General features: G+C 42.2%; 17 protein-coding genes. 12 read left to right on the top strand and 5 right to left on the bottom strand.

What is annotated here, in order from left to right; all coding sequences use genetic code 11:
* Window positions 1-147 precede the first annotated feature (147 nt).
* On the bottom strand, window positions 148-747 hold the full coding sequence (locus HYU69_10395) for a sigma-70 family RNA polymerase sigma factor (GenBank protein ID MBI2270748.1): 600 nt from the start codon (window positions 745-747) through the stop codon (window positions 148-150).
* 120 nt (window positions 748-867) lie between these two features.
* Window positions 868-1,788 carry a PA0069 family radical SAM protein gene (locus tag HYU69_10390; GenBank protein ID MBI2270747.1) on the bottom strand — a complete coding sequence of 307 codons (921 nt, stop codon included), beginning with the start codon at window positions 1,786-1,788 and terminating at the stop codon, window positions 868-870.
* 93 nt (window positions 1,789-1,881) lie between these two features.
* On the opposite strand from HYU69_10390, the gene HYU69_10385 reads away from it, so the two are divergent.
* The 3 genes from HYU69_10385 to HYU69_10375 all read left to right on the top strand — a co-directional run bounded on the left by HYU69_10385 (window position 1,882) and on the right by HYU69_10375 (window position 4,307).
* A complete protein-coding gene (locus tag HYU69_10385) occupies window positions 1,882-2,733 on the top strand; it encodes a hypothetical protein (protein ID MBI2270746.1) in 852 nt (283 codons plus the stop codon).
* 101 nt (window positions 2,734-2,834) lie between these two features.
* Window positions 2,835-3,629, top strand: a complete 795-nt coding sequence (locus tag HYU69_10380; protein MBI2270745.1) for a TIGR00266 family protein — start codon at window positions 2,835-2,837, stop codon at window positions 3,627-3,629.
* 12 nt (window positions 3,630-3,641) lie between these two features.
* The gene (locus tag HYU69_10375) at window positions 3,642-4,307 is read left to right on the top strand and encodes a hypothetical protein (GenBank protein ID MBI2270744.1); all 666 of its coding nucleotides are present in this window, start codon (window positions 3,642-3,644) and stop codon (window positions 4,305-4,307) included.
* Here the strand turns inward: HYU69_10375 and HYU69_10370 are convergent.
* A complete protein-coding gene (locus HYU69_10370; GenBank protein MBI2270743.1) occupies window positions 4,291-4,689 on the bottom strand; it encodes an STAS/SEC14 domain-containing protein in 399 nt (132 codons plus the stop codon). The genes HYU69_10375 and HYU69_10370 overlap by 17 nt on opposite strands.
* Before the next feature lie 104 nt (window positions 4,690-4,793).
* On the opposite strand from HYU69_10370, the gene dacB reads away from it, so the two are divergent.
* The 4 genes from dacB (at window position 4,794) to HYU69_10350 (ending at window position 10,217) form a co-directional block, all read left to right on the top strand.
* Window positions 4,794-6,365 (top strand): D-alanyl-D-alanine carboxypeptidase/D-alanyl-D-alanine-endopeptidase, encoded by a 1,572-nt coding sequence (gene dacB, locus HYU69_10365; protein ID MBI2270742.1) that lies wholly within the window; start codon window positions 4,794-4,796, stop codon window positions 6,363-6,365.
* A 219-nt stretch (window positions 6,366-6,584) separates the two neighbouring features.
* Window positions 6,585-7,838 (top strand): hypothetical protein, encoded by a 1,254-nt coding sequence (locus HYU69_10360; GenBank protein ID MBI2270741.1) that lies wholly within the window; start codon window positions 6,585-6,587, stop codon window positions 7,836-7,838.
* 90 nt (window positions 7,839-7,928) lie between these two features.
* The gene (locus tag HYU69_10355) at window positions 7,929-9,716 is read left to right on the top strand and encodes an ABC transporter ATP-binding protein (GenBank protein ID MBI2270740.1); all 1,788 of its coding nucleotides are present in this window, start codon (window positions 7,929-7,931) and stop codon (window positions 9,714-9,716) included.
* Between the two features lie 192 nt (window positions 9,717-9,908).
* Window positions 9,909-10,217, top strand: coding sequence for an SWIB/MDM2 domain-containing protein (locus tag HYU69_10350; GenBank protein MBI2270739.1), 309 nt, complete (start codon window positions 9,909-9,911; stop codon window positions 10,215-10,217).
* A 123-nt stretch (window positions 10,218-10,340) separates the two neighbouring features.
* Here the strand turns inward: HYU69_10350 and HYU69_10345 are convergent, their stop codons facing one another.
* Window positions 10,341-11,549, bottom strand: coding sequence for a DUF1343 domain-containing protein (locus HYU69_10345; protein MBI2270738.1), 1,209 nt, complete (start codon window positions 11,547-11,549; stop codon window positions 10,341-10,343).
* 121 nt (window positions 11,550-11,670) lie between these two features.
* On the opposite strand from HYU69_10345, the gene HYU69_10340 reads away from it, so the two are divergent.
* The 5 genes from HYU69_10340 (at window position 11,671) to HYU69_10320 (ending at window position 24,564) form a co-directional block, all read left to right on the top strand.
* The gene (locus HYU69_10340; GenBank protein MBI2270737.1) at window positions 11,671-12,930 is read left to right on the top strand and encodes an ABC transporter permease; all 1,260 of its coding nucleotides are present in this window, start codon (window positions 11,671-11,673) and stop codon (window positions 12,928-12,930) included.
* Window positions 12,931-13,053: 123 nt separating this feature from the next.
* Entirely contained in the window at window positions 13,054-14,412 is a 1,359-nt protein-coding gene (locus HYU69_10335) for a pyridoxal-phosphate dependent enzyme (protein MBI2270736.1), read from the top strand.
* Between the two features lie 64 nt (window positions 14,413-14,476).
* On the top strand, window positions 14,477-15,349 hold the full coding sequence (locus tag HYU69_10330) for an EamA/RhaT family transporter (protein ID MBI2270735.1): 873 nt from the start codon (window positions 14,477-14,479) through the stop codon (window positions 15,347-15,349).
* Between the two features lie 247 nt (window positions 15,350-15,596).
* On the top strand, window positions 15,597-23,906 hold the full coding sequence (locus HYU69_10325) for a PKD domain-containing protein (GenBank protein MBI2270734.1): 8,310 nt from the start codon (window positions 15,597-15,599) through the stop codon (window positions 23,904-23,906).
* 22 nt (window positions 23,907-23,928) lie between these two features.
* Window positions 23,929-24,564 (top strand): YigZ family protein, encoded by a 636-nt coding sequence (locus HYU69_10320; GenBank protein ID MBI2270733.1) that lies wholly within the window; start codon window positions 23,929-23,931, stop codon window positions 24,562-24,564.
* A gap of 40 nt (window positions 24,565-24,604) precedes the next feature.
* Here HYU69_10320 and HYU69_10315 read toward each other — a convergent pair whose 3' ends face one another.
* Window positions 24,605-26,395 carry a DEAD/DEAH box helicase gene (locus HYU69_10315; protein MBI2270732.1) on the bottom strand — a complete coding sequence of 597 codons (1,791 nt, stop codon included), beginning with the start codon at window positions 26,393-26,395 and terminating at the stop codon, window positions 24,605-24,607.
* Between the last annotated feature and the right edge of the window lie 256 nt (window positions 26,396-26,651).

The following is a 26,651-nucleotide window of genomic DNA, read 5'->3' as shown; positions in this document are numbered from 1 at the left end:
CGAAATATTACAAATTTTGAGCATAAGCATTTTTGACAAAACGCCCATTCCGCAACTGTTTGCAACCTCAATAAAACAAAATTTCAAAGAACTAAATCGTAATCAATTGAATATCTTTGAGTAATATCAAAATACTACTGATATTTTTTAAATATTTAATAATTCGTTATAAACTTCTTTCAATCGTTCCCGCAGATGAAGTACGGCATACCTTTTTCTTGAAATAAGTGTATTCACGGGTTCTCCCGTCAACTCGGCAATTTGCTTAAAACTCATTTGTTCCATTTCCTGCATTACAAAAACATCGCGCTGTTCCTGCGGCAATTCTTTCAGCGATTCATCCAGCGTATTAAGTATGACCTTTCGTAAATAAGCCGCTTCGGGCCCTTCCGATGCATCGGGTAAGTAATCAGCTATACTGAATATTTCTCCCTCATCATCACTGTTTTGATTATCGAAAGTCAGACTACTGAAATTATCCGGTTTCTTTTTCCTGAACATATCGGTTATTTTATTACGCGCGACAGTAAATAACCACGCCGACACCTGCTCAATAGGTTTCATCAGCCGATAGCTCTCTGTGAGCTGGTAAAAAACATCCTGCAGGATGTCCTCAGCATCCTCTTCCGAAGGAACCCGCTTACGGATAAAATCAAGTAACCTCTTCTGTTCCTTTTGAACAACCTGGCCTATGCTCTGGTTTTGTTCATTTGTCATAACTAACGATATGGTTGCTGTATTCTCCATCTTATATAGTTAGACGAAGAAAGTTTATAAATATTTTAAAACCCTTTACTTTGAGGCCGGAAGTCCGGAGTCCGAAGTCAGCAGTAGTAAAACTTCCCTCTTCCGACTCTTAAAACAAATTCATCTGCCCGTTCTTCTCCATGGGTCTTTTAAAGGCCCCCAGGTCAAGTTCATAGGAAGTCCGACCGCTGCATCCGGAAAACTTTTATAGATCCAATCTTTGAATATTGTGCCTATTGAACCATTTAACCTGACCATAGTATAACCTGCATTCACGGCACCATGATCAGCCGCTGCTTCAATAATCGCCGGCATCTCGTGACTATTCAGTCCCGGAATGATCGGAGCAGTCATAACACCTGCTGGAATACCGGCTTTGCTCAATTCTTCAATAACCTTTAGCCGCTGCTTTGCAGTTGTGGTACGGGGTTCCATAGCCAAACGAAGCTCTTCATTCAAAGAAGTAATAGAAACCATTACATGTACCAACCGTAACTTCGCCAGTTCTCCCAGCAGGTCAATATCACGTAAAATGAGAGTGTTTTTGGTAATCATCCCAACCGGATGCCTGAACTCAAGCAATACCTCCAGCATACTGCGAGTTATTTTCAGTTTCCGTTCCAGAGGTTGATAACAATCTGTATTACCCGAAAACATTATAGGCTGTACCTCCCAGTTCTTATTCATCAACTGCTTGGTCAACACCTTTGCAGCATCAGGCTTGGCAATTATCTTCCGTTCAAAATCAAGTCCTGCGCTATAACCCCAGTATTCATGCGTATTTCTGGCATAACAATAAATACATCCGTGTTCACAACCCTGGTAGGGGTTCATTGAATAGATGGAATAGGTATCCGGGCTCTTCACCCTGTTCACTATATTTTTGGGGTACTCATAAAACACCTGGGTTTTTGAATTCGACAATAAAGGTTCATCAATAGCTTCTATATGTTCCTGTGCATATTCCTGTTTCAGAAACCTGTTTGTTGTATTGAACTGGGCACCCCTGCCTTTAAAATAATTATCCTTTTTCTCTTCCATTAACTAAAAGTAGCCAATAGAATATGGCTTTAAAAGGTTGTTGATAAAAATTATTACTAATTTTGGATACCTAAATATATAAAATCACAGCTCATGAAAAAGCACCTGTTTATCCTGTTTGCATTACCGTTTTTATTTTCCTGCGGAAATAATGAACAAAGTGAGATCGATCGTATTAAAGACAGTCTGAATGCGGTTAACGGCAGCCTGCAAGGAGAAGTTGGCAAAAAAGATTCAACTATTGAGTCATTCATTCGTTCGTTCAACCAGATACAGGATAACCTTGACGAGATAAAGGAAAAGGAAAAAATTATCAATACCCGCTCTAAAGAGGGTGATGTAAAAAGCAAAGAAGAAGAGATCGTATCGGACATACAACTTATATACGAGTTGATGGATAAAAACAAGAAAAAAATTGCCAGCATGAGTTCGAAGTTGAAGAAATCTAATATACGGATTGAAGAACTGGAAAAAATGCTTGCCCGCCTCACCAGTCAGGTTGAAGAAAAGGATGCGCAGATAGCTGATCTGAAAGGTCAACTTGAAAGAATGAATGTTGAACTCTCCACACTTCAGACAACTTTTGAAGAAGTTAAACAGGAATCGGAACTGAAAACTGAAAAAATGAATACAGTATATTACGCCTTTGGAACTTCAAAAGAATTAACTGCACAAGGTGTTCTGACAAAAGAAGGAGGATTTATCGGTATTGGCAAAACAGCTAAATTGAAGGAGGACTTCAATAAAAGTTATTTCACTAAGGTTGATGCAAGTACAGTTAAAGATATCCCATTGGCTTGTAAAAAAGCTAAGGTAGTTACCCCGCATCCTTCTGGGTCGTATAAAATTGAAGGAGAACAGGGCAAAAAAATTGAAAAACTTGTTATTAATAATAGCGACGATTTTTGGGGAACCTCCAAATATTTAGTTGTTGTAGTTGATTAACTCTATTGACCACAGAATCCCTATTGATATCCGAATGACTTTTCGATTTCAACAGGGATTCTGAATTTACAAATAGTTCCAATTATTAAATCAAATTGAACATGAGAACAAATCACGAAATTGATTATGCGATACACGGCGAAGAAATGCAGTGTGTTGAAATAGAACTTGATCCACAGGAAACGGTTGTGGCCGAATCAGGCAGCTTTATGATGATGGAGAACGACATACAGATGCAAACCATATTCGGTGACGGTTCTGTACAAAATTCGGGTTTTATGGGAAAGCTTATGTCGGCCGGGAAACGCTTACTTACCGGCGAAAGTTTATTCATGACAGCCTTTACACATAACGGTAACGCGGGCAAACGTAAAGTTACTTTCGCCGCGCCTTATCCGGGCAAAATCATTCCGATGGACCTGAACCTGTTAAACGGACGGATGATATGCCAGAAAGACGCGTTCCTTTGCGCCGCAAAAGGCGTTTCAGTCGGCATTGAGTTTCAGAAAAAGCTGGGTACGGGACTTTTTGGAGGAGAAGGGTTTATCATGGAAAAACTGGAAGGTGACGGAATGGCCTTTGTACACGCAGGCGGACATATTGTTGAAAAAGAACTGCAAGCCGGACAAACATTACGCGTGGACACTGGTTGTATCGTAGCCTTTACAGGTGCTGTTAATTATGACATACAGTTTATTGGCGGCATAAAAAATACAATATTTGGCGGTGAAGGATTATTTTTCGCGACATTGACCGGTCCCGGAAAGGTTTGGCTTCAAACACTGCCCATTAGCCGTTTGGCCAGCCGTATACTATCATATGGTACAGGTTCCCGTAAAGAAGAGGGCAGCATTTTAGGCGGCATTGGCAATCTGCTTGACGGAGATGGTATATAAACCGGATATACCGTGATTAAAAAGAATATTGTTGTTCCCAAAACTGCCCGTTATTTTGTTTTGGGTGAACCCGGCGATGACATTAAGCACGTTTGGTTTGTTTGCCATGGTTACGCCCAACTGGCCAATTTTTTTCTCAAAAATTTTGAATCACTGAGTAGTAAAAATACCCTAGTCGTTGCACCGGAAGGGCTGCATCGTTTTTATTGGAAAAATTTCGACGGACACATTGTTGCATCGTGGATGACAAAGGAAGACAGGCATGATGATATAAAGGATTATGTGAATTACCTCGACCAGGTTTATAAAGAAGTGATGACTCAGCTGCCGGATAAAAAAGTGCGGGTGAATGTGATCGGATTTTCGCAGGGAGGAGCGACCGTAAGTCGTTGGCTGAACCTGGGAAAAAGTAAAATTGATACTCTTGTTTTATGGGCCAGTGTTTTCCCGCCAGATATGAATATTGAAGTGAGCAGAAAAAAGTTAAACGAAACAGAACTTATTCTTGTCGTAGGAAATCAGGATGAATATATAAATCCTGTTCAGTTTGAACAGCATTGTGATCTCCTGAAAAAACAAAACATAAAATTCCGGTCAATAATTTTTAACGGGAAACACGAAATAAATGAAAGTGTGCTGAAACAGCTGACAAGTGAATTGGCTACAAATAATTCCTGAGCCACTTTATTGCATCATCCTTGCGGGTAAATATCCTGATCCGGCGAGTTGGTTTCATAACCGTCATAAAAAAATTGCCAACCAGCTTTTGAGAAATAGAAGAAACAACCAGCGCTGTTGCCAAACTGTATGGATTTGATTCCGGTTTAGTGAGATATTTTCTGACATCTTCATTTGGAATAAAAAATTCATCCGCAGTACATAAAACGGGTACTTTTTTCCACGAAGTCATTTTAGCCATCTCTTCCACCAGTTTTTTATACCCGGCCAGATCTATTTCCTCTCCCGTTGCATGGACGTGAACCAAACCATCGGTTCTCAATGAAACAGTAAAAGGCCCAATCCTGATACTATTAATTACATTCACCTCTTCAATATCCATAATCCATGTTATTTACAATCGGAATTCGCAAATATATATTAAAAAAAACAGTATCTCCAATTTATAAACGGGCGTTGATGCCAAATTATTTCTAACATTGCAGTGTGAAAAAGAAAGTGGCTTCCATTGTCGTTATTGTGATCGGTGTTTCGGCCATTGTGGGCAGCATCTTTCTTTATCAGCTTCAAACTGCAGCTCCCCGCAAAACAACTTCTTCATCATCAATAAAAAAAACTTCTTCCACCGATACAAAACTATTGCACGATACCACTGCTTTGGAAGGCTTAAGGTATGCAGTAGAAAAACTGCTTGCCTCCGATTCTATGCGGCACTCGGCTTTTGGATTTTACCTCTCCGACCCCGACAGTGGAAAAGTCATACTTGAATTTAACAGTGAACAGAGCCTTGTTCCCGCCTCAGTAATGAAAATAATAACCACCGGCACCTGTTTGAACAAGTTGGGTGCCAATTTTCACTATACTACCCGCCTGCAATATGATGGCACAATAAATAAAACAACTAAAGTGCTTGAAGGGAACATTTATATTAAAGGCAGCGGTGATCCTACACTTGGTTCACCGGTATTTGGAGAGAGCAACGAAGAAAAAGTACTCGAAAATTGGGCAACCGCTATTAAAAATCAGGGCGTCGATTCCATTTATGGAGCCATAGTGGGCGATGCTGATGTATTTGATGAGGATATGATACCGGCAGGATGGGCCTGGGAAGACATGCAAAGTGATTATGGCATTGGCCCCTGCGGATTATCGTTTCATGAGAATGTATTTGATATTAATGTGAAGGGAAACCAGACTAAACCTTATTTTACAGTTACACAATGTATCCCCGGACTTTCACTCATAAATTGTCTTGGTGTAAATAAGAACGGAGTGAAAGATCATGCATACGCATCCGGATCACCTTATATGAACGAGCGGTACCTTAAAGGGGCCATAGCTGCAAACGACCAGGACCTTGTCGCACAAAGCGCGATACCCGATCCGGCACATTATTGCGCGCATACGCTTTACCTCTATCTGAAAAAACAGGGCATTACCGTTCGTGACTCATCAACCACAACGCGCAGGCTGCGTTTGCAAAACAAAACAATAAATAAGGAACGAGTTTCATTCCATAATACACATTCTCCTCCGCTAGCCAGCATTATATGGCATACGAATCATGTAAGCCAGAATTTTTATGCAGAGAGTTTACTACGCACATTATCACTTATGGAAACCGGTTATGGCAGTACACCGGGCGGAGTCAATATTGTGTACGAATACTTTAAACAAAACGGGATCAATACCGGTGGCTTTTATATGGTGGATGGCAGCGGGGTATCGCGCTTTGATGCCATTTCGGTTAAACAACTGGTGAAACTGCTGCAGGTTTATAGAAAAGATACCATGAACTTCGACACTTTTTACAATTCACTTCCCGTGGCCGGACAATCCGGAACCCTTAGCTCAATATGCAAAGGAACGTCCGCAGAAAAAAATGTGCGGGCAAAAAGCGGATATATGTCGCGTGTAAGGAGCTATGCCGGATATGTAACAACCAAAGGCGGCAGAACGCTTACTTTTGCCATGATAGCAAACAACTATGGCTACGATATCATTGGAATGCGTAACCAGTTAGAAAAATTAATGGTATTGATGGCTGAGCTTGATTAGCCGGCGCTATTATTTTTTACCCCCCCCTCCAGACTTATTAACATCACATTGTTTAATTCCTTTTAATTCCCATTCCTCCCCCGGCTTATAATAGGGTTAATTTTGGTTATATGTAAAAACCTGTTTTCATGAAATAGCCATATACCTTCGGCATGCCAACCGAAAATGAATATGGCGTATTCCATCTGACAATACAGCAACTTATAAAATTATATACAGATGAAAAAAATCTTTATTGTTTTAGCATTCAGCTTTGCCGGCCTCGGCTTTGCCATTGATAACGAAAGCGGAGAATTCATTAACAAATTCAACCAGGTAGTCATAACCCTGCGCTTCGAAAAATTCACGGAAGCACTGCCAATGTTGTATGAACTGGATAAAATGGATCCCGACAACCCGAATCTTAAATACCTGATAGGAGTATGTTACGTAGCTACAAACACCGAAAAAGACAAAGCGCTTGACCTCCTTGAATATGCATTAAAATATAATACCAACGAATACAACCCAAGTTATTACAAGGAACGCAGAACACCTGTCTATACGCTCTATTACCTTGGTGTTTGCTATTGCTACCACAAACGCTGCGATGAGGCCAAAAAAGTATTCAATGAATTTATTTCTATCATTGGTGATAATTCGAACGATTACGTACAGGATGCCCGTGCACGGTTAGCTGAATGTATCGGACCGGAACTCGCTGCAGCACCTGTACCAAAGGCACCTGTTGAAGAACCCAAACTTGAAATGCCTGCACCTGCTGTTCAAAAACCAGCGGAACAGGTTGTTGCCACTCCTTCCCCTGCTCCGACACCGGCTCCCACAGAACCAGCTAAACCCGAACTTAAAGGAAATATTGAATTGGTAAAAGGTTTAAAAATGCGCAAAGTTGTTTTTTCTAAAAAAGATCCTCTGTATGCGGTGCAGGTTGGTGCATTCGCGCAGCAATTACCCAATACCAACTTTCCTAATCTGAAAAACGTAAAAAGATTTGTTGACAAGGAAGGGATTATACGATATGTTGTTGGCGGGACTTCTATCCGTGCCACTGCCGAGGCCTTAAAAAAGGCAATAATTGAAACCGGTTACAAGGATGCTTTTATTGTTGATATAACATCCAAAGCTAAATTTGAACAGGAAGTAATGAACGCGTTTAACATGGAAGTAGTGAATGCCCAAGCGAAAAAATGGGCCAGGCTGGAATACAAAGTGCAAATAGGCGCCTATCGCACACGGGAGAAGATGAACGAAGATATGGCCCGCAGATTCATCCAGATAGAAGGTATTGTTCTTAATGAAGAAGGCCCTATGACCCTGCTTACTGTTGGAAGTTTTGGCAATTATGACGACGCAAAAAATTATAAAAAGATACTGGTCGACCAGGGTGTTCCCGACGCATTCATCATCGTATACAAGAACGGGCAAAAGACCAGCACCAAAGAAGCAGGATCCTATACAAGTAAGGATTTTTGATTTTCAGGCTCTGTTCAGATCATAAAAAGTAACGATCTGCATTGAGCCCGGAACCGGGAACCACCAACATTTACTACCTTTACCACCTGCATGAAACTACTCTTCTCCTATTTAAAAAACCATTGGGCATTGGGCATCCTTGCTCTTTTGCTCGCGGCCATTAACCAATGTTTCTCTTTGGCCGACCCATACATTGGCGGGAAGATCATGAACCGCTTTGCCACACTTTTTACGGATACCACTACAGAACGATCGTTACCGGTATTCTTTAATATGATCATTTTTCTGCTGCTCGCTTCAATGGGAGTGGCAATGGTATCTCGCATTGCCAAAAACTTCCAGGATTATTTTACAAATGTTATTATACAGCGTACGGGAGCAAAAATGTATACAGACGGGATCAAACACTCGCTTGAACTTCCTTACCATGAATTTGAAGACCAGCGCAGCGGCGAAACACTGGGAAAGATCCAGAAGATGCGTTCCGATTCGGAAAAATTCATCACATCGTTTGTGAATGTGGTTTTCCAATCATTAGTGGGAGTTGTTTTTGTTGTAGTGTATGCTATACGTGTTCACTGGGTCATCGCGCCATTGTTTCTTTTAACTGTTCCGGTGCTTGGACTAATAAGCTCTCTGTTAAGTAAAAAAATAAAAACTGTATCGAAAACTATATTGGGCGAAACAACCGCTCTCGCCGGATCTACCACCGAATCGTTAAGGAACATTGAGTTGGTAAAAAGCCTGGGGCTTACACAGCAGGAGATCGGGCGATTAAATACAGTTACAGAAAAAATACTGAAACTTGAACTCAACAAAGTAAAATACATCCGCAGCCTGAGTTTTGTTCAGGGTACTTCGGTTAATTTTTTACGTACCTGTCTTGTATTCATGCTGTACTTCCTTGTTTTCAGGGGACAAATAAATATCGGGGAAGTATTCACCCTGATGTTGTATTCTTTCTTTATTTTCGGACCGTTGCAGGAGTTGGGTAATGTTATTGCCATTTACCGTGAAACACAGGCCTCGCTGCAAAACTTTGAAACATTGATGAACAAGTCGCCGGAGCCCAAACCGGCACATCCTGTAAAACTTGGTTCTGTAAATTCACTTTCATTCAATGAGGTAGTGTTCCGCCACCAAAGTGCCGGTACCAATGCTGTCGATGGAATAAGCTTTGAAATTAAAACCGGCGAAACAATCGCGTTTGTCGGTCCTTCGGGTTCCGGTAAAACAACATTGGTGAAGCTGCTGGTTGGCTTATACAAACCTGTTTCGGGGACTATTAAATACAATAACATTCCCGAACAGGAAATTGATATATACGAATTGCGCAGGCAGATAGGTTTTGTATCGCAGGACACACAGTTGTTCTCGGGAACAATCAAAGAAAACCTGTTATTTGTTAACCCGACCGCCACTGATGCCGAATGTATGGACGCCCTGAATAAAGCGGCTTGCCAGAATTTACTGGCCCGCGCTGCAAATGGAATTGAAACGGTTATCGGCGAAGGCGGCATTAAAGTATCGGGGGGTGAAAAGCAGCGCCTATCCATTGCCCGCGCCCTTTTGCGCAAGCCTCATTTAGTTATTTTCGACGAAGCTACCTCCGCGCTTGATTCACTAACGGAAGAAGAGATCACCAAGACCATAAGAGATGTATCAAGCGGCGAAGATCGCATTACGGTTATGATAGCGCATCGTTTATCCACCATCATGCATGCCGACCGGATATTTGTACTGGAGCGCGGCCGTATCATTGAATCGGGCAAACACGATGATCTGCTAAAACAAATGGGCCTGTATCATGCTATGTGGCGCCAGCAAATTGGTGAGCGGCATAATCATACAACCAGCCAGGCAAAGGTGTTGAATTAGTTGCCAGGCCTTTTATCGGTTAAGAAGTCACAAGCAAGTTAAAGATGTCATTGACTACGCAGCCAACCCGACAACTGATCACACCCTCACAAATAGTGAATAAGTACTGATAAATTTCCCCTTGGGTAATTGGAAATAATCTATATTTGCTCTCGGTAAAACAAATTTTAACCCTAAAATCTAAATTAAATCATGGCAAAAAAAACGGCTAAAAAAGCTGCTAAGAAAGCTCCAGCCAAAAAATCGGCACGCAAACCAAACGCGGCACTATTGAAACCTTACACACCAAGCGCTGCTTTAGCAGAAGTTGTTGGAAAAAACGCTATTCCTCGCAGCCAGGTTGTTAAAAAATTATGGGCTTACATCAAATCAAATGGCCTGCAAGACAAAAAGAACAAACGTATGATCAACGCTGATGCTAAACTGAAACCTATTTTCAGTGGCAAAGGCCAGGTATCCATGTTTGAAATGTCTAAACACCTTTCTAAACATTTGAAATAAAAAAGTAATTAGTATTCATTACAACCGGTATGGAGTTAATCTGTACCGGTTGTTTTGTTTTTAGCTGCTTCCTGAATCCGCATGGAGAATTTTCGTGCGCATAGAGACCGCTATTGGAGAAGCTTAGGGGGCAAAATCTTTATATAGCAAATACTTTTTCCGGATCTCTTTAAATTGCTTCAAACCGGGCTCCCAGCTCTTTCGAATAGTGATTTCATCAACTCCATCAATAATCTGCTGCTTAAGGGTTCCGGTTCCTGCAAGGGTATTGAAATAGTTGTTAAAATAAGTCGCCTTATCGGGTGTGTTTTTATAAGTGCCCTGCAGCCAGTACAAATAAAGGCTTTTCGTATTTTTTATGAACAGGTTGCCAAAGTTACGCAGATCGAAACCGTAACATAATTGGTCTTTATATGGCGGATTCACACTTGCCCCCGGAATGCTGTGCGGGGTGAATTGAAATTTTGCGTTCTGCAGTTTAGGATGGCCGATTACTTCAAAAGGTGTTTCCGTACCGCGGCCAACACTTACCACTGTACCTTCAAAAAGAGCGAGCGAAGGATACAGGTAAACGGAAGCCATGTTCGGCAAATTAGGTGATGGCTTTACCGGAAGTTCATAATAATCGTTGTGATCGTAGCCTTCAACCGGTATCACCTTCAGGCTGCATTGCACAGCATGTTTCAACCATTTCTCTCCGTTTATCATCAGCGCGTATTCACCAATGGTCATGCCGTACACAATTGGCACAGGGTGCAAACCCACGTATGACTTATATTTATCTTCGAGTACAGGTCCGTCTATGTAATATCCGTTGGGGTTAGGCCTGTCGAGTACAATTACCGGTTTATTGTTTTCGGCGCAAGCCTCCATTACATAATGCAAGGTCGACAGATAGGTGTAAAAACGAACACCTACATCCTGTATGTCAAACACAACAATATCAATACCTTTCAGATCGGAACCTGAAGGTTTTTCCTTTTTACCATAAAGTGAAATAACAGGTATGCCCGTTTTTATATCCTTCATGGTTTTAACATCCGCCCCGGCATCTGCAGTTCCCCTGAAACCATGTTCAGGACCGAATATTTTTTTCACAGTAACGCCAAGCGAAAGTAAGGTATCCAGCAAATGGGTATTCCCCACCAACGAGGTTTGATTACTCACAATGGCAATCACTTTGTCCTTAAGCAGGGGCAGATAGATGTCGAAACGCTGTGCGCCTACTTTCACGTCAGCAGCTGTTTTCTCAGCATTATTAATCTGCACCAGGCCCTGTGTGAACAGGCTGAAGCTGATGATCTGAAACAGAACAATTAAACTTTTACCCATATTATTAAAAAGCGAATACGAATATACGGTTCAATTCCTGTTCTATCATATTAAATGATCTGCAAAAGTCAGATACAAGCACCCTTAAAATTTGTAAATTCGTAACTATTAGTTACCATATATGAATGCGGAATTTTTCATAGCCAAACGTATTTTAAGCGGCGGGCGGCAAACTAAACAGATATCAACTCCAATTGTTCGCATCGCTGTTGGCGGCATTGCTTTGGGCTTAGCGGTAATGATCATTACCATTGCCATTGTAACCGGCTTTCAGAATGAGATTCGGGAAAAAATAATCGGGTTCGGCGCGCACATCCAGATCATCAATTACGATAATAACACTTCCCAGGAACCTGCCCCGATCAGCCGGCAGCAGGACTTTTTACCCTTACTGAAAAAACTTCCGGAAGTAAAACATGTGCAGGTCTTTGCCCTTAAAAACGGGTTGATAAAAACAAAAACAGACAATGAAGGTGTGTTGCTGAAAGGTATTGACAGTGATTTTGACTGGAGCTTCATCAAAAAAAACATGAAGGAAGGCGACGTATTTAAAGTCAACGACAATAATCTCGAAAAAAAAATTGTTATATCGAAAAATATTGCCGGGCGACTGGATAAAAAGATCAACGACCGCCTGCTGATCTATTTTATCACGCAAAAGAAGTATAACGATTCCGCCGGCACTATACAATACGAAGAGCGTGTAAAGGAATTTTTCATCAGCGGCATTTACAGCACAGGCTTTGATGAGTATGATAAAAAAATGGTGTTTGTTGACATCGCGCAGGTGCAGAAACTGAGCTATTGGGATAAAAACCAGGTGGGAGGCTTTGAAGTGACGATTAAAGATTTCAATGATATTGATAAAGCGGGCGAGGCTGTTGATGAATTAGTGGGTCAGAACCTGATCGCGCAAACTATACGGCAGGTGAATGAAACTATTTTTTCGTGGCTCGACCTGCAGGATGTGAACGCGATGATCGTGATCGGGCTTATGGTGCTCGTGGCGTCTATCAACATGATATCGGCACTGCTTATACTCATCCTTGAACGCACCAATATGATCGGGATACTAAAAGCGCTGGGCTCGACCAACTGGAACATACAGAAGGTGTTTTTATACAATGCGGCTTACCTGATCGGACTGGGATTATTTTGGGGTAATGTTATTGGTCTGGGGTTGTGCCTGGTACAGCAGTATTTCGGGATCATCACCTTGCCCGAAGAAACGTATTATGTGCCTGTAGTGCCTATTAATATTGATATTGTACATGTATTACTTCTGAATGCCGGAACACTCATTACGTGTTTGGTGATGCTCCTGGTGCCTTCATTTATTGTTTCAAAAATCACCCCGGTAAAGGCAATACGATTCAGCTAATCTTAGTATTTTAGCGATCATGTTGGGCTAAAGCCAAATTTTAAGGGTCTTTTTCATTACCCCGACCCTAAGGTCGGGGTAATGAAACTATAATGGTAATTTATCTTTAAAACAAACCTTATTATGTATTACAATAACATTCTCGAAACCATAGGCCATACACCAATGGTTAAATTAAACAAGGTCACTAAGGACGTTAAGGCCCTTTGCCTGGCTAAGGTGGAAACATTTAACCCCGGCAATTCCATTAAGGACCGCATGGCTTTGAAAATGATAGAAGACGCGGAAAAGCAGGGCAAACTAAAACCCGGTTATACTATTATTGAAGGCACCTCCGGCAATACCGGGATGGGACTGGCAATGTGTGCAATTATTAAAGGGTACAAATGTATTTTTACCACCACAGATAAGCAGAGCAAAGAAAAAGTGGATGCCCTGCGCGCTTTTGGCGCGGAAGTGATTGTTTGTCCTACGAATGTTGCTCCCGAGGATCCCCGCTCCTACTACTCTGTTTCATCGCGTCTCGAAAAAGAGACTCCCAATTCATGGAAGGCCAATCAATATGACAACCCATCGAACACACAGGCCCACTATGAAACCACGGGTCCTGAAATATGGGAACAAACAGAGGGCAAAATAACTCATCTGGTTGTCGGGGTCGGAACAGGCGGCACAATAAGCGGTACGGGAAAATATTTAAAGGAAAAAAATCCGAAAATAAAAGTATGGGGAATTGATACCTATGGATCAGTATTCAAGAAGTATAAGGAAACCGGCATTTTTGACAAGAATGAAATATACCCGTATATAACCGAAGGAATCGGTGAAGATTTTCTTCCGGAGAATGTTGACTTTAATGTGATCGATCATTTTGAAAAGGTTACCGATAAAGACGCCGCCATATATACCCGTGAGATCGTTCGCCAGGAGGGAATTTTTGTGGGTAATTCAGCAGGCTCAGCCATCGCGGGCCTGCTCCAGTTAAAGGATAAGTTAACGAAGGATGATGTGGTAGTGATCATTTTTCACGACCATGGCACACGCTACCTCGGCAAAATGTTCAATGACGAGTGGATGCGCGACAGGGGATTTCTTACCACAGAAAAAACCAAAGCCATTGACCTTATTCAAAGCCACAAACACAACAAACTTATTACCATTGAGTCGGACACTCCCGTAAATGTTGTTCTCGAAAAAATGATACGGTTTAATATTTCGCAGATCCCTGTGACACATAAAGGCGAATTTGTCGGATCCATAGATGACTCCTACCTGTTCAGCAAACTACTGACAAAGCCTGAATTACGTGAGCAAAAAATTGAATTACTTATGCAGCCTCCCCTTCCCTTCGTAGACGCTTCAACAAACATACGGGAGGTCTCAAAAAAAATAACCAAAGAAAATACTGCTGTCCTGGTAAAAGATGAAACAGGTGCTCCCCATATTATCACCAAGCAGGATATTATTGAGGCGATTGGTTAAAAGGGACGAGTGAAAGGGACGAGGGGCGAGTGAATAAAGTAGCGGGAGAAAATAACTATCGGGAATGACCTACCTATTATTAAGTATTATTTTAACCAGTTCATTGATCTTATTTTTCAAGGTTTTTGAAAAATATAAAATCGACATATTCCAGGCTCTTGTTTTCAACTACCTGACCGCCTCGTCGATCGGCTTTTTAACCGGAGATACAACTAGCGGTATTGAGTATTTTCCACAATGGTTACCCATAAGCATATTGCTTGGGGGATTATTTATTTCTATTTTCTATGCTGTTTCGTTAACAGCAATCCGGATAAGTGTTTCGGCGGCTACTGTAGCGAACAAAATGTCGGTCGTTATTCCTGTTTCTGTCGCCTTCTGCTTGTACAAAGATCCAATAACAGTTCAAAAAGTGGTCGGCATCACACTCGCCCTCGCTGCAGTTTACATGACATCAAGGAGAGAGAATACTTCAGTAGCCCCTCTTAACGGTAAACAATTGATACTGTTACCTGTTATTGTTTTCACAGGAAGCGGGATCATTGATGCGGTGGTGAATTATGCCCAGGTCAATTACCTGCACGGACAAAACAATGAATTATTTTTGGCTGTTGCTTTTGGAGCGGCTTTTATTGCAGGTGCTTCGATCCTTTTTGTCAGATTAATTCTAAAAAAAATAAAAATAGAATTCAGAAATATTGTGGCTGGTATATGTTTAGGGATACCCAATTTCTTTTCAATATTCACCCTGATAAAGGCGTTAGATGCAAAATTGTTTGAAAGCAGTGTTTTATATCCCGTAAACAATATGGGGGTAGTTACGGTTTCGGCGGTCGCCGCTTACCTCTTTTTCAGGGAAAAACTATCAATGCTAAATTTATTTGGCATTATTTGTGCCTTGATATCGATTATACTCATTTCCATTAATCTCATTTGAATCTTAAGTCTTTACGCCTCAATGTGTAATTATCGACGAAAACACACCTTGATCACTGATTTCACCATAAGTATATAAGGAATTTCCCCTATAAAAACAAGTCTGAAAGGCATTATCAGTAACAAAAAGAAACAGAATATTGCACAGGGAATTTGACAATATTTTATATTTGCAAGCATTCAAAAAAAACAGATATATTATCAGATTGAACCAGAATATTTTGAGGCACCTACATTCTCTTTTTATAATGACCAAAGCGGGTATAAAATACATATACATTTTACTATTTACACTTGCAGCGTATTCATTCAGCGCTCAATGTCTTTTAAAAGAAGTTCCGCTTGCCGACCGGATAAATACATCTGAGCTTATCATAGAAGGCAAAGTAATAAGCCAATCGTCGTTTTGGGATGCCGGCCACCGGATGATATATACCAGCAATACCCTGGAGATATATAAAGTGTTTAAAGGTATAACAACAGGTTCTGCTATAAATATTATTACCGAGGGCGGAACAGTGGGCCTGGACCGTGTCACGGTCAGCTCTGGCCTGGAGCTGGAGATAGGCCAGGTTGGCCTCTTTACCTGTTCATCCAATGTGTCGGCTGCTCCTGTTGATAATAACGATCCATATCCTGACTATGCTGTTTACGCAGGCATGCAGGGATTTATCCGCTACGACCCGTTATCCGCAACAGCCGCTGACCCATTTCGTGTATATTATAATGTAACCACAACGTTTTATAATGTCATTACAAATCAAACACAGCAGGCATTTTCTGTTATAAAACCATTCGACTTAACCAGCTACTTTAAAAGTGCTGTAAAAACTGCTGCAGCGCCTGTCATTAGCAGCTTCAGCCCCTCTGTCATTTCTGCGGGAACAAAATCACAATTAACGATTACGGGCAGCGGCTTCGGAGTAACACAGAGCAGCGGAGTTGTTGGTTTCAAAAATTCTGACAATGGCGGTTCAAACTATATTAATCCGCTCGCCTCTCAATATATTTCATGGAGCGACAACCAGATCGTTGTTGAAGTACCCAGCAAGGCCGGTACCGGCACGATACAAGTAACACGGGGCAGTTCCGCGACCAGCAGCTCAACGCTTACCATAAACTATGCCGAATTGAATGTGAATTATGATGACGGAAATGGCATAGAGGCTTATTTAACAGATCATGTGAATAGCAACGGAAGCGGAGGCTATACCTGGCAAATGAACACTGCATTCAGTGCTAATGCAGCCGCAAATGCCAGCTTCATAAGAGCGCTGGGCACATGGCGCTGTAATACGGGTATTAACTGGACTATTGGTTCAACGACAGCTATAAATTCTCATGCAAACGACAATACTAACCTTGTTGCATTTGATGATAATGATCCTTTACCGGCAGGCGTATTGGGAACCTGTTATACATACTGGGCAGGCTGTTCATCCGGAGGTCTGGTTTGGTATGTAAAAGAGCATGATCTTGTTTTCGATAACGGTAATAATATAAGTCCACAAACCTGGCAATTTGGCCCTGCCCTTCCTAGTTCAGGTCAGTATGATTTTGAATCTATTGCCTCTCATGAACTTGGTCATGGACGACAACTTGGCCATGTAATTAATTCGACTGCCATATTAAATTATGCCATTTCAAATGGACAATACAGACGAATACTGAGCGCGAACGATATAGCCGGTGGTAATGATATTCAAAGCAGAAGCATGGTTGCCAATGGCTGCGGCCCCGGAGCAATGATCAATTATACCACCTGCACTCCTGTGGCTGATTTCTCCGCCAATAAAACAAAAATATGTATCGGAGACACTGTGAAATTCACTGATCAAAGCACCCGCCAGCCAACGTCCTGGTTGTGGAGCTTCAGCGGTGGAACACCTTCCACCTCAACACTTCAAAATCCAAGCGTGAAATATAACTCTTCCGGAACATACAGTGTTTCGCTCACGGCAACCAATAGCAGCGGCTCAGCAACTCAATCCTTTAACAATTATATCACTGTGGGTACCCCTCCTGTGGTGACAGCAAGTTCAACTGATATTAGCTGTAATGGTTCAAATAATGGCTCCGCTGTTATTTCCTCAACCGGCGGAACAAGCCCATACACTTACCAATGGAACAATGGATTAACAACCGCTACAATCAGCAATCTGAACGCGGCTATCTATACGTGCACGGTCAGCGATGCTTCAAATTGTAAAATTGTTAAGACTATTTCAATTACCCAGCCGGCCTCTCCGGTTACAATAAGCAGCATAATCATATCGAACGAGGCCTGCGGACGCGGCGACGGAACATTGACCGCAACGGCAACGGGCGGCACAGGCGGATTAACATACAGTTGGAGCAATGGTGTAATTGGCCCAACGGCAAATAATCTTTCTGCGGCTACTTATACACTTGTTGTAACCGACAGTAAAGGTTGTACAGCAAGCAGTGCTTCTACAATCAATAATATAACAGGTCCTTCCCTATCAACATTTGTAAGCAATGCTATAAATTGTTACGGACAGACGGGGTCAGTTACTTTATTAATTACCAGTGGAACGGGGCCTTATACCTATAGCTGGAGCAGTGGATCGTCCGGAACTACATCACTCACTTCCGCTGTTTTCAATAGTATTACTGCCGGATCATATACTGTATCCGTTTCGGATAAAAATAATTGCAGCGCTACTGCATCCGTTTCTCTTACTGCCCCTGCAGCCCTCACGGCAAATCTATCGGGGGTAGATGTTATATGTTATGCCGGAAATAACGGAAGCGCGACCATCAGTACAAATGGAGGAACGGGCCCATATACTTATTTATGGAATATCGGTGCAAGTACCAATTCAATAAGCAATCTGGTCGCTGCTACTTATACCTGCACTGTTTCTGATCAAAAAAATTGTAACCTGGTAAGCACTATTACTATCACTCAACCTGCCGCGGCTGTTTCTATTAACAGTATCACATCTGTAAATGAGACCTGCGGGCGTGGCGACGGAACATTGACCGCAACGGCAACAGGCGGCATAGGTGGATTAACATACAGCTGGAGCAATGGTGTAACCGGCCCAACAGCAAATAATCTTTCTGCGGCTACTTATACACTTGTTGTAACCGACAGCAAGAGTTGTACAGCAAGCAGTGCTTCTACGATCAATAATATAACAGGCCCTTCCCTATCAACATTTGTAAGCAATGTTATAAATTGTTACGGACAGACGGGATCAATTACTTTATTAATTACCAGTGGAACGGGGCCTTATACCTATAGCTGGAGCAGTGGATCGTCCGGAACTACATCACTTACTTCCGCTGTTTTTAATAGTATTACTGCCGGATCATATACTGTATCCGTTTCGGATAAAAATAATTGCAGCGCTACTGCATCCGTTTCTCTGACTGCCCCTGCAGCCCTCACGGCAAATCTATCGGGGGTAGATGTTATATGTTATGCCGGAAGTAACGGCAGCGCGACCATTAATCCACATGGAGGAACGGGCCCATATACTTATTTATGGAATATCGGCGCAAGTACCAATTCAATAAGCAATCTGGTCGCTGCTACTTATACCTGTACTGTTTCTGATCAAAAAAACTGTAACCTGGTAAGCACTATTACTATCACTCAACCTGCCGCGGCTGTTTCTATTAACAGCATAACATCTGTAAATGAAGTATGCGGGGGCGGTAATGGAACATTAACAGCGACAGCAAACGGCGGCACAGGTGGATTAACATACAGCTGGAGCAATGGTGTAACCGGCCCAACAGCAAATAATCTTTCTGCGGCTACTTATACACTTATTGTAACCGACAGCCAGAACTGTTCTGCAAGCAGTTTAACAACATTAAATAATATTTCCGGGCCGGGATTAACCGGAATGGTTACCCAATCAATAATTTGCTACGGATCAACGGGAGCAATTACTGCAAATATTTCGGGTGGCAGCAGTCCGTATGCATATAGTTGGAGTAACGGTAGTTCAGGAACAGCTATATCTTCGTTAATACTTCTTGAGAATTTATTGGCAGGGTCCTATTCACTAGTGGTTACAGATAATAATAACTGTTCTTCTACTATAACAATTCCCCTGACTCAACCTACAGCTCTTTCGGCCAGTATAACAAGCCAGAATGTGTTATGTAGCCCTGTAACAAATGGATCGGCCACTGTTACTGCCCAGGGAGGAAGTCCGGGATATGTTTACATCTGGAGCAATGGAAGCTCCGGGACAACAATTTCCGATCTTATTGCGGCAAACTATACAATAACAGTTATTGACAGTAAAGCATGCACTTATTCATCAACAGTGATCATCACGGAAACCAACACTATTAAAATAGACTCAATTACTCCAACCCCTTCTTCGTGCGGACTGAACAATGGAAGTGCGCTGGCTTCCGTATCCGGCGGAAACGGAACACTGACCTATAGCTGGAGTGCAGGAGGAACATCTCCGACTTCTGATAACCTGTCAGCGGGCATTTATGAGATCACGGTCAGCGATGCTTTGGGATGCATCAGGTCACAAAGTATCATGCTTAAAGACAGTCTCGCCCCTACAATTGACAGTCTGAAGCAAACAAATATTTTATGTAAAGGCAGCAGTACAGGTTCGGCAGTTGTGAGCGCGACCGGAACAAGTGCGCTTACTTATTCCTGGAATACCGGAGCCCTTGGACAAACGATCAACAATATTGCTGCAGGTGGCTTTACAGTAACAGTTACAGATGCCTCCGGATGCAGAACACTTGGTACCGGAACTATTACAGAACCAGCTACAGCTCTTTTAATAAATAATATCATTATTACAAATGAAACCTGTGGAAAAAGCAATGGTAATGCAACAGCTATAGTAAGCACCGGCAGCGGAGGTTTGACATATAGCTGGAGTAATGGCAGCAGCGACCAGGCAATTACTGATCTTTCTGCCAATACATACACACTGGTGATAACAGATAATAATAACTGTACATCCAGCAGTATCATAGCTATTACAGATTCACCCGCCCCGGTAGCTGCACTTAGTATTAGCAGTGGGATAAATTGTCAAGGACAGGTGGGTTCACTATCCGCTGTCATTTCAGGCGGCGCAGTTCCCTTTGGGTATGCCTGGAGTAACGGAACGACTGGCAGCACCTCAGCTACCACTCTTATTCTTAACAATGTTGTTGCAAACTCATATACATTAACCGTCACAGACGCCAACAATTGCACTTCATCAACAGCCATCTCAATTACAGAACCAACTGTTCTCACGGCAGCAATAACCCCGGTTCATATTTTGTGCAATGGATCGGCGACAGGATCTGCCGCCATTACTGCTGCAGGGGGAACTTCCGGCTACATGTTTTCATGGAGTAATGGTACAAATGGTGTGACTTCTGTGAATCTCTCTGCCTCAAGTTACTTTGTAACCGTAACCGACAGCAAAGGCTGCACCCTGACAAAAAGTGTTACTATTACTGAACCCAATGCCATAAGCAACCCTACATTTATTATTAAAAATACGACCTGTGGATCAACTGACAATGGAAGTGCCATTGCATCCAGCGCAGGCGGCAGCGGAACACTTACTTATAGCTGGAGTAATGGCTCAAACGATCAAACTGCATCAGGCTTGTCGGCGGGAACTTATACTCTTACTATTACAGATAGTAATAATTGTATCAAAACAAATTCAATTACAATAAGTAATTCTCTTCCTCCTTTAACATCGGCAAGTATCAGTAACGCTATCAGTTGTAACGGACAAACAGGCTCACTAACAGTGAACATTTCAGACGGAGCCGGCCCTTTTGATTATGTATGGAGTGATGGGACCAATGGCAGCACTTCTGCCTCAATACTTATTCTTAATAATGCTGTTTCAAATTCATATACCTTAACTGTTACAGACGCCAACAATTGCACTTCATCTACAAGTATTTCAATTACGGAGCCGTCTCTTATTTCAGCATCCATTAACACAGTTAACCTTTTGTGCAATGGGGCCGCAACGGGATCCGCTGCTGTTGCTGCTACCGGCGGAACTCCCGGTTATGTGTTTTCATGGAGTAACGGTACCAGCGGAGTGACTGCAGCAAATCTGGCAGCCGCAAATTATTCCGTCACAGTAACGGACAGCCAGGGCTGTACTTTGATGAGAAGCATTGCAATAACAGAACCAAATGGAATAAGCAAGCCTACATTTATTGTTTCAAACACAACTTGCGGATTAAACAACGGAAGCGTGACTGCTTCAAGTGCGGGCGGCACAGGAATGCTCTCCTATAACTGGAGTAATGGTACGATTGGGCAAACTGCTTCAGGTTTATCAGTTGGTACATATACGTTGAGTGTAACTGATGCCTATAATTGCATTAAAACCAGTACAATTGCTATCACTAACATTTTTGGCCCTGTTGTTACAACAAGTGTAAGTACGGCTATAAATTGCAACGGGCAAACCGGCTCTGTATCTGCAAGTATTACAGGGGGCACCCCTCCATATGCCTATGTATGGAGTGAAGGAACAGCGGGAAGTACAATATCGCCGTTTGCTGTGCTAAACAATGCAACAGCTAATTCATATATCGTAACCATTACTGATGCAAATAATTGTGTAGCATCATCAATAGTATCATTAACCGAACCTAGTGCTTTAGTATTGACAATCGCTTCGACGAACGTTTCATGTAACGGATCTGAAAATGGTACTGCCGGTGTAATGGTTTCAGGAGGAACTCCCGCGTACATAACCTCATGGAGTAATGGATTCAGCGGATCAGTTGCAACAAACCTCGCCGCTGCAAATTATACGGTTACGATCACTGACAGTAAAGGTTGCAAAAAAACAAGTACCGTTACATTAACTGAGCCGAATGCGATCAGCACCCCTGTTTTTTCAACTACAAATACAACCTGTGGAGCAAATAACGGAAACGCCATTGCTTCCAGCGCAGGAGGAAGCGGAACATTAACATACAACTGGAGTGAAGGTACTAAAGGGACGACTGTAAGCAACCTTACGGTAGGCTGTTTTACGTTAACGGTAACCGATATGAATTCATGTACTAAAACCGGATCTACATGCATCTCTGATGTTTCGATCGGAGATGTCACAATTGCCGTTGATAACGTTAATTGTATCGGAGACAGCACAGGCAAAGCAACTGCCAGTATTGCCGGCGGATTAACAGGGTACAGCTTTACCTGGAGCAATGGGTCGACAAATTATTTTGCAGAAAAATTATTGTCAGGAAATTATGTCTTGACAATATCTGATTCCAACAACTGCAAAAGCATTAATATTGTCAGCATTGCTCAACCTGCAAAAACAACGATTAATTTTACTATAACAAAAATAACATGCAGTCAGAATAACGGTTCAGTTGTTGCGGTTGCAGGTGGTGGCACCGGCACTTTTACATATTCGTGGAGCACAGGAGCTTTTGGACAAACAATTTCCAACCTTTCTGCAGGAAGCTATACACTAACAACCACAGATAGTAATGCATGTAACTCAACAGCCGAAGCTGTAGTTAGCAACAGCCTTTGCGTTTGGCCCGGAGATGCCGACTATAGCGGAATAGCGAACGTATACGATATACTGGCCCTTGGCCTGGGTTATGGCGATCAGGGACCTGTGCGGCCGGGCTCGACAATCAACTGGGTAGGTCAGGCGGCCAATGACTGGACAAATAATTTGCCCAATACAATTATAAATGAAAAACATGCCGATTGTAACGGTGATGGAGTGATCAATTCGGATGATACAACGGCTATTATCAAAAATTATGCGCTTAGTCACAGCCTGAAATTGGCAAAGCCCGATTATATCAGCGGAACACCCGAGCTTACATTCGGTTTCCCTGTTGACACTACGCTGGCAGGCACTAAACTCAATGTTCCGGTAATACTCGGATCAGCTACAAACCAGGTAAATATTTACGGATTGGCCTTCAGCGTTTACTACGATCCGAAAATCGTTGACTCTACTCAAATAAAATTTACTGCAAATAATTCCTGGCTTGGAATTAATGGGTCAAATCTCATCTTCATAACAAAGAACTTTGGTTCAATCGGACGAATGGATATCGGAGTAACCAGGATCAATCATCAAAATATATCAAACGACGGTGCGATCGGAGAGTTGACAATTCCCATCAAAAGCAGTATGCCTGATCTGCCTGTTCAGAAATACCATACATTATTCATTTCTGATTCACAGATAAGAGCCGTAAGCAGTGATGGCAGTGATATTTCGATTAATCCCGGAAAGGACTCTGTGGTTGTTGAAATGCCTGATGTGATAGGTATAGCCAAACACAACAAGAGTGACGAAATCAGACTGTTTCCTAATCCGGCATCAGACATAATTAATATTGAACTCAACAATATTAGTGTTAAAGAAATGCGCCTGATTAACATATTGGGTGAAACATTTTGGCAAAGCAACGGTATTATGAATAACAAGATTACTATAGATACAGAACCTTTCCCTTCCGGCTTATATTATTTATCAATAATCTCTGTTCAGGAAAAAGCTGTCGTGCAGGTAAATATTATTAAGTAAGATGACCTGATCAATTGATTTAATGAATTCAACACCCGATAGTTATTTTACTATTGCATCCCCTGCAAATTCAGTATATAAAGAAAAAGGAAGCAAATTTATTGCATATACATTCAGTGTAAAGTCTGAAGAAGAAGTAAAGGAACATATTCTGAAAATAAAAAAGGAGCACTTCTCAGCACGGCATGTTTGCTATGCCTGTCGGTTGGGTCCGATGGGTGAACATACCCGCACAAGTGACGCAGGAGAGCCTGCAAATACTGCGGGTAAGCCTATCCTGAATCAAATTATTTCGAGAAACATCACACAAGCGCTTGTCATAGTTGTCCGATACTTTGGCGGAACGCTTTTAGGCACCCATGGCCTTATCAATGCCTACAGAAGTGCTGCTGCTGAGACCCTGGACAAAAGCTCGGTCACTGAAAAACTGATAACCGATACTTTCAAAATTCTGTTCGATTACGAGGCAATGAATGATGTGATGCAGATAATAAAAGAATATGAAACGGAACAGGTAGATCCCGTTTACGACATACAATGTACGATAACGATTAATGTCCGTAAAAAAAATTCAAAAGCAATAAAAGAAAAATTACTGAAAATAAAAGGAGTACAGGTTCAAGAAATGAGGCTTTGCGGCACAACATTTACTTTTTAGCCTCCCCGGGAATCCCGGTAAGTATCGGAAGGAAGGCTGTTTACTTCTTATCCCTGTATGAACGCGAAGAGCTTCTTCCACTTCCGCTTCCACTATTTCCGCCTCTGTATGAAGATCCGCCGCGCGATGAACTGCCGTAACTTCTCTTCCCTTCCCCTCCATTGCTGCCCGACGACCAGCCATTGCCTCCACTGCTCTTTTTGTAACCACCCCCGTAACCGCCTGATGATTCACGCTGTGCTCTTGCTGACAATTCCATTTTAACCGGACGTCCATTATGCTCGGCTCCCACCATCTTCGCTACCAGTTGATCATACAAGGCCGCTTCCACTTCAACAAACGAATAAGTATGACGTACATCCGCAGCCACAACAGGGCCCGGGCTTATCCCGCAAAAAGTATTTATGAAGTGCTTTAATTTCGAGTTATCCAAACCATCCAGCTGGCCAAGGTTAACGAACATTCGCTTTGTAGTTACATTACGCTCTTTCTTTTGCTCTCCTCCATGTGCATTCAGATCAGCAGCATTCTTGTAATAATTTAAAAAGCGGCTGAATTCATCCGTAATAAAACGTTTGATCAGTTCCTCTTTACTCAGGTCTTTCAGCTCTTCCATGATCTTAGGCAGGTATTGTTCAATACCCTTTTCATTCACTTCAGTATCATGTATCTTTTTTACGAGGTGAAATAATTGTTTCTCACATACATCGAATCCACTCGGAACTTTTGCCTCCGTAAATTTTTTCCCGATGATCCGTTCCAGCATCCTGATCTTCCCGAATTCTTTCATATTAAGAATAACAATGGAAACACCAGATTTACCTGCACGTGCTGTACGTCCGCTGCGGTGCGTATAACTTTCTATCTCATCAGGCAAATTATAATTGATAACGTGTGTAATATCATCCACGTCAATGCCGCGAGCTGCCACATCTGTTGCTACCAGCATTTGTATGGTTTTAGCCCTAAAACGTTTCATTACAAAATCCCGCTGTGCCTGCGACAGATCACCATGCAGTGAGTCGGCGCTGTAACCATCGCGGATCAATGAGTCCGATACCTCCTGTGTTTCGGATCGGGTACGACAAAAAACAATACCATATACCCCCGGGTTAAAATCAAGTATACGCTTAAGTGCGTTGTAACGGTCTCTTGCATGAACCACATAATAAACGTGATCAATATTCGCAGCACCCTGGTTACGGTTACCCACTGTAATTTCGTGCGGGTTCTCCATGTATTTTTTTGCGATGCGTGATACTTCAGCAGGCATGGTAGCGGAAAACAACCACACGTTTTTATCTTTAGGGGTATGTGATAATATACTATTGAGGTCTTCCTGGAAGCCCATGTTCAGCATTTCGTCCGCTTCATCCAACACCGCCCACTGAACCAGTTTAATATCAACCAACCTGCGCTCAATCATATCAACCATACGGCCCGGAGTGGCAACAACTATCTGTGAACCTTTACGTATATCACGAGCCTGGGCATCAATGCTGGCTCCTCCATAAATAGCCGTTACGTTAGCATTCGGGATATACTTGGTAAATGATTTCAGATCACCTGTAATTTGCAAACAAAGTTCGCGTGTAGGACAAAGTATAAGTGCCTGTACATTACGTTTATTAAAATCAACAAGTTGAGTCAACGGCAACCCGAAGGCGGCAGTTTTGCCTGTTCCTGTTTGCGCTAAAGCAACCAGGTCTTTACTTTGCTTTAAAATAACCGGTATTGCCTGTTCCTGTATGGGTGTTGGATTCTCAAACCCAAGGTCAGCAATTGCTTTTATAGCAGGCCCTGTGATCCCCAACGCTTCAAATCTATTCATTTTGCCTTATTTAGTGAGGCGCAAAGGTACGATAAATAAACGAAAGAGGGCCATATGCATGGGAACTGCCAGGGCCACCGCATCAAGATTTTAACAATTCTTCAAGATAATCATTTCGCCATCCAGCCTGAAGTCTTCGTCTTTTAAGGCTTCTTTTGTCACCTTTGTATGCCCGAATAATGTTTAAGGCGATTTTTCTGGCCAAAGAAAAGTTTTCAGCGGCATTGTTTTTACGTTTTCGACAATGATCTTCGTC

Source organism: Bacteroidota bacterium (genome assembly GCA_016183775.1).
Lineage (GTDB): Bacteria > Bacteroidota > Bacteroidia > JABDFU01 > JABDFU01 > JABDFU01.
Note: the sequence above shows the minus strand (reverse complement) of the source record. Positions and strands in the feature narration are given on the sequence as shown.

Excerpts from the sequence above, each read along its gene's own strand:
- HYU69_10360 (MBI2270741.1), top strand. The coding sequence starts at position 6,585 with ATGAAAAAAATCTTTATTGTTTTAGCATTCAGCTTTGCCGGCCTCGGC.
- HYU69_10350 (MBI2270739.1), top strand. The coding sequence starts at position 9,909 with ATGGCAAAAAAAACGGCTAAAAAAGCTGCTAAGAAAGCTCCAGCCAAA.
- HYU69_10320 (MBI2270733.1), top strand. The coding sequence starts at position 23,929 with ATGAATTCAACACCCGATAGTTATTTTACTATTGCATCCCCTGCAAAT.
- HYU69_10335 (MBI2270736.1), top strand. The coding sequence starts at position 13,054 with ATGTATTACAATAACATTCTCGAAACCATAGGCCATACACCAATGGTT.
- HYU69_10345 (MBI2270738.1), bottom strand. The coding sequence starts at position 11,549 with ATGGGTAAAAGTTTAATTGTTCTGTTTCAGATCATCAGCTTCAGCCTG.
- HYU69_10370 (MBI2270743.1), bottom strand. The coding sequence starts at position 4,689 with ATGGATATTGAAGAGGTGAATGTAATTAATAGTATCAGGATTGGGCCT.
- HYU69_10315 (MBI2270732.1), bottom strand. The coding sequence starts at position 26,395 with ATGAATAGATTTGAAGCGTTGGGGATCACAGGGCCTGCTATAAAAGCA.
- HYU69_10380 (MBI2270745.1), top strand. The coding sequence starts at position 2,835 with ATGAGAACAAATCACGAAATTGATTATGCGATACACGGCGAAGAAATG.
- HYU69_10385 (MBI2270746.1), top strand. The coding sequence starts at position 1,882 with ATGAAAAAGCACCTGTTTATCCTGTTTGCATTACCGTTTTTATTTTCC.
- HYU69_10390 (MBI2270747.1), bottom strand. The coding sequence starts at position 1,788 with ATGGAAGAGAAAAAGGATAATTATTTTAAAGGCAGGGGTGCCCAGTTC.
- HYU69_10355 (MBI2270740.1), top strand. The coding sequence starts at position 7,929 with ATGAAACTACTCTTCTCCTATTTAAAAAACCATTGGGCATTGGGCATC.
- HYU69_10330 (MBI2270735.1), top strand. The coding sequence starts at position 14,477 with ATGACCTACCTATTATTAAGTATTATTTTAACCAGTTCATTGATCTTA.
- HYU69_10340 (MBI2270737.1), top strand. The coding sequence starts at position 11,671 with ATGAATGCGGAATTTTTCATAGCCAAACGTATTTTAAGCGGCGGGCGG.
- HYU69_10325 (MBI2270734.1), top strand. The coding sequence starts at position 15,597 with ATGACCAAAGCGGGTATAAAATACATATACATTTTACTATTTACACTT.
- HYU69_10395 (MBI2270748.1), bottom strand. The coding sequence starts at position 747 with ATGGAGAATACAGCAACCATATCGTTAGTTATGACAAATGAACAAAAC.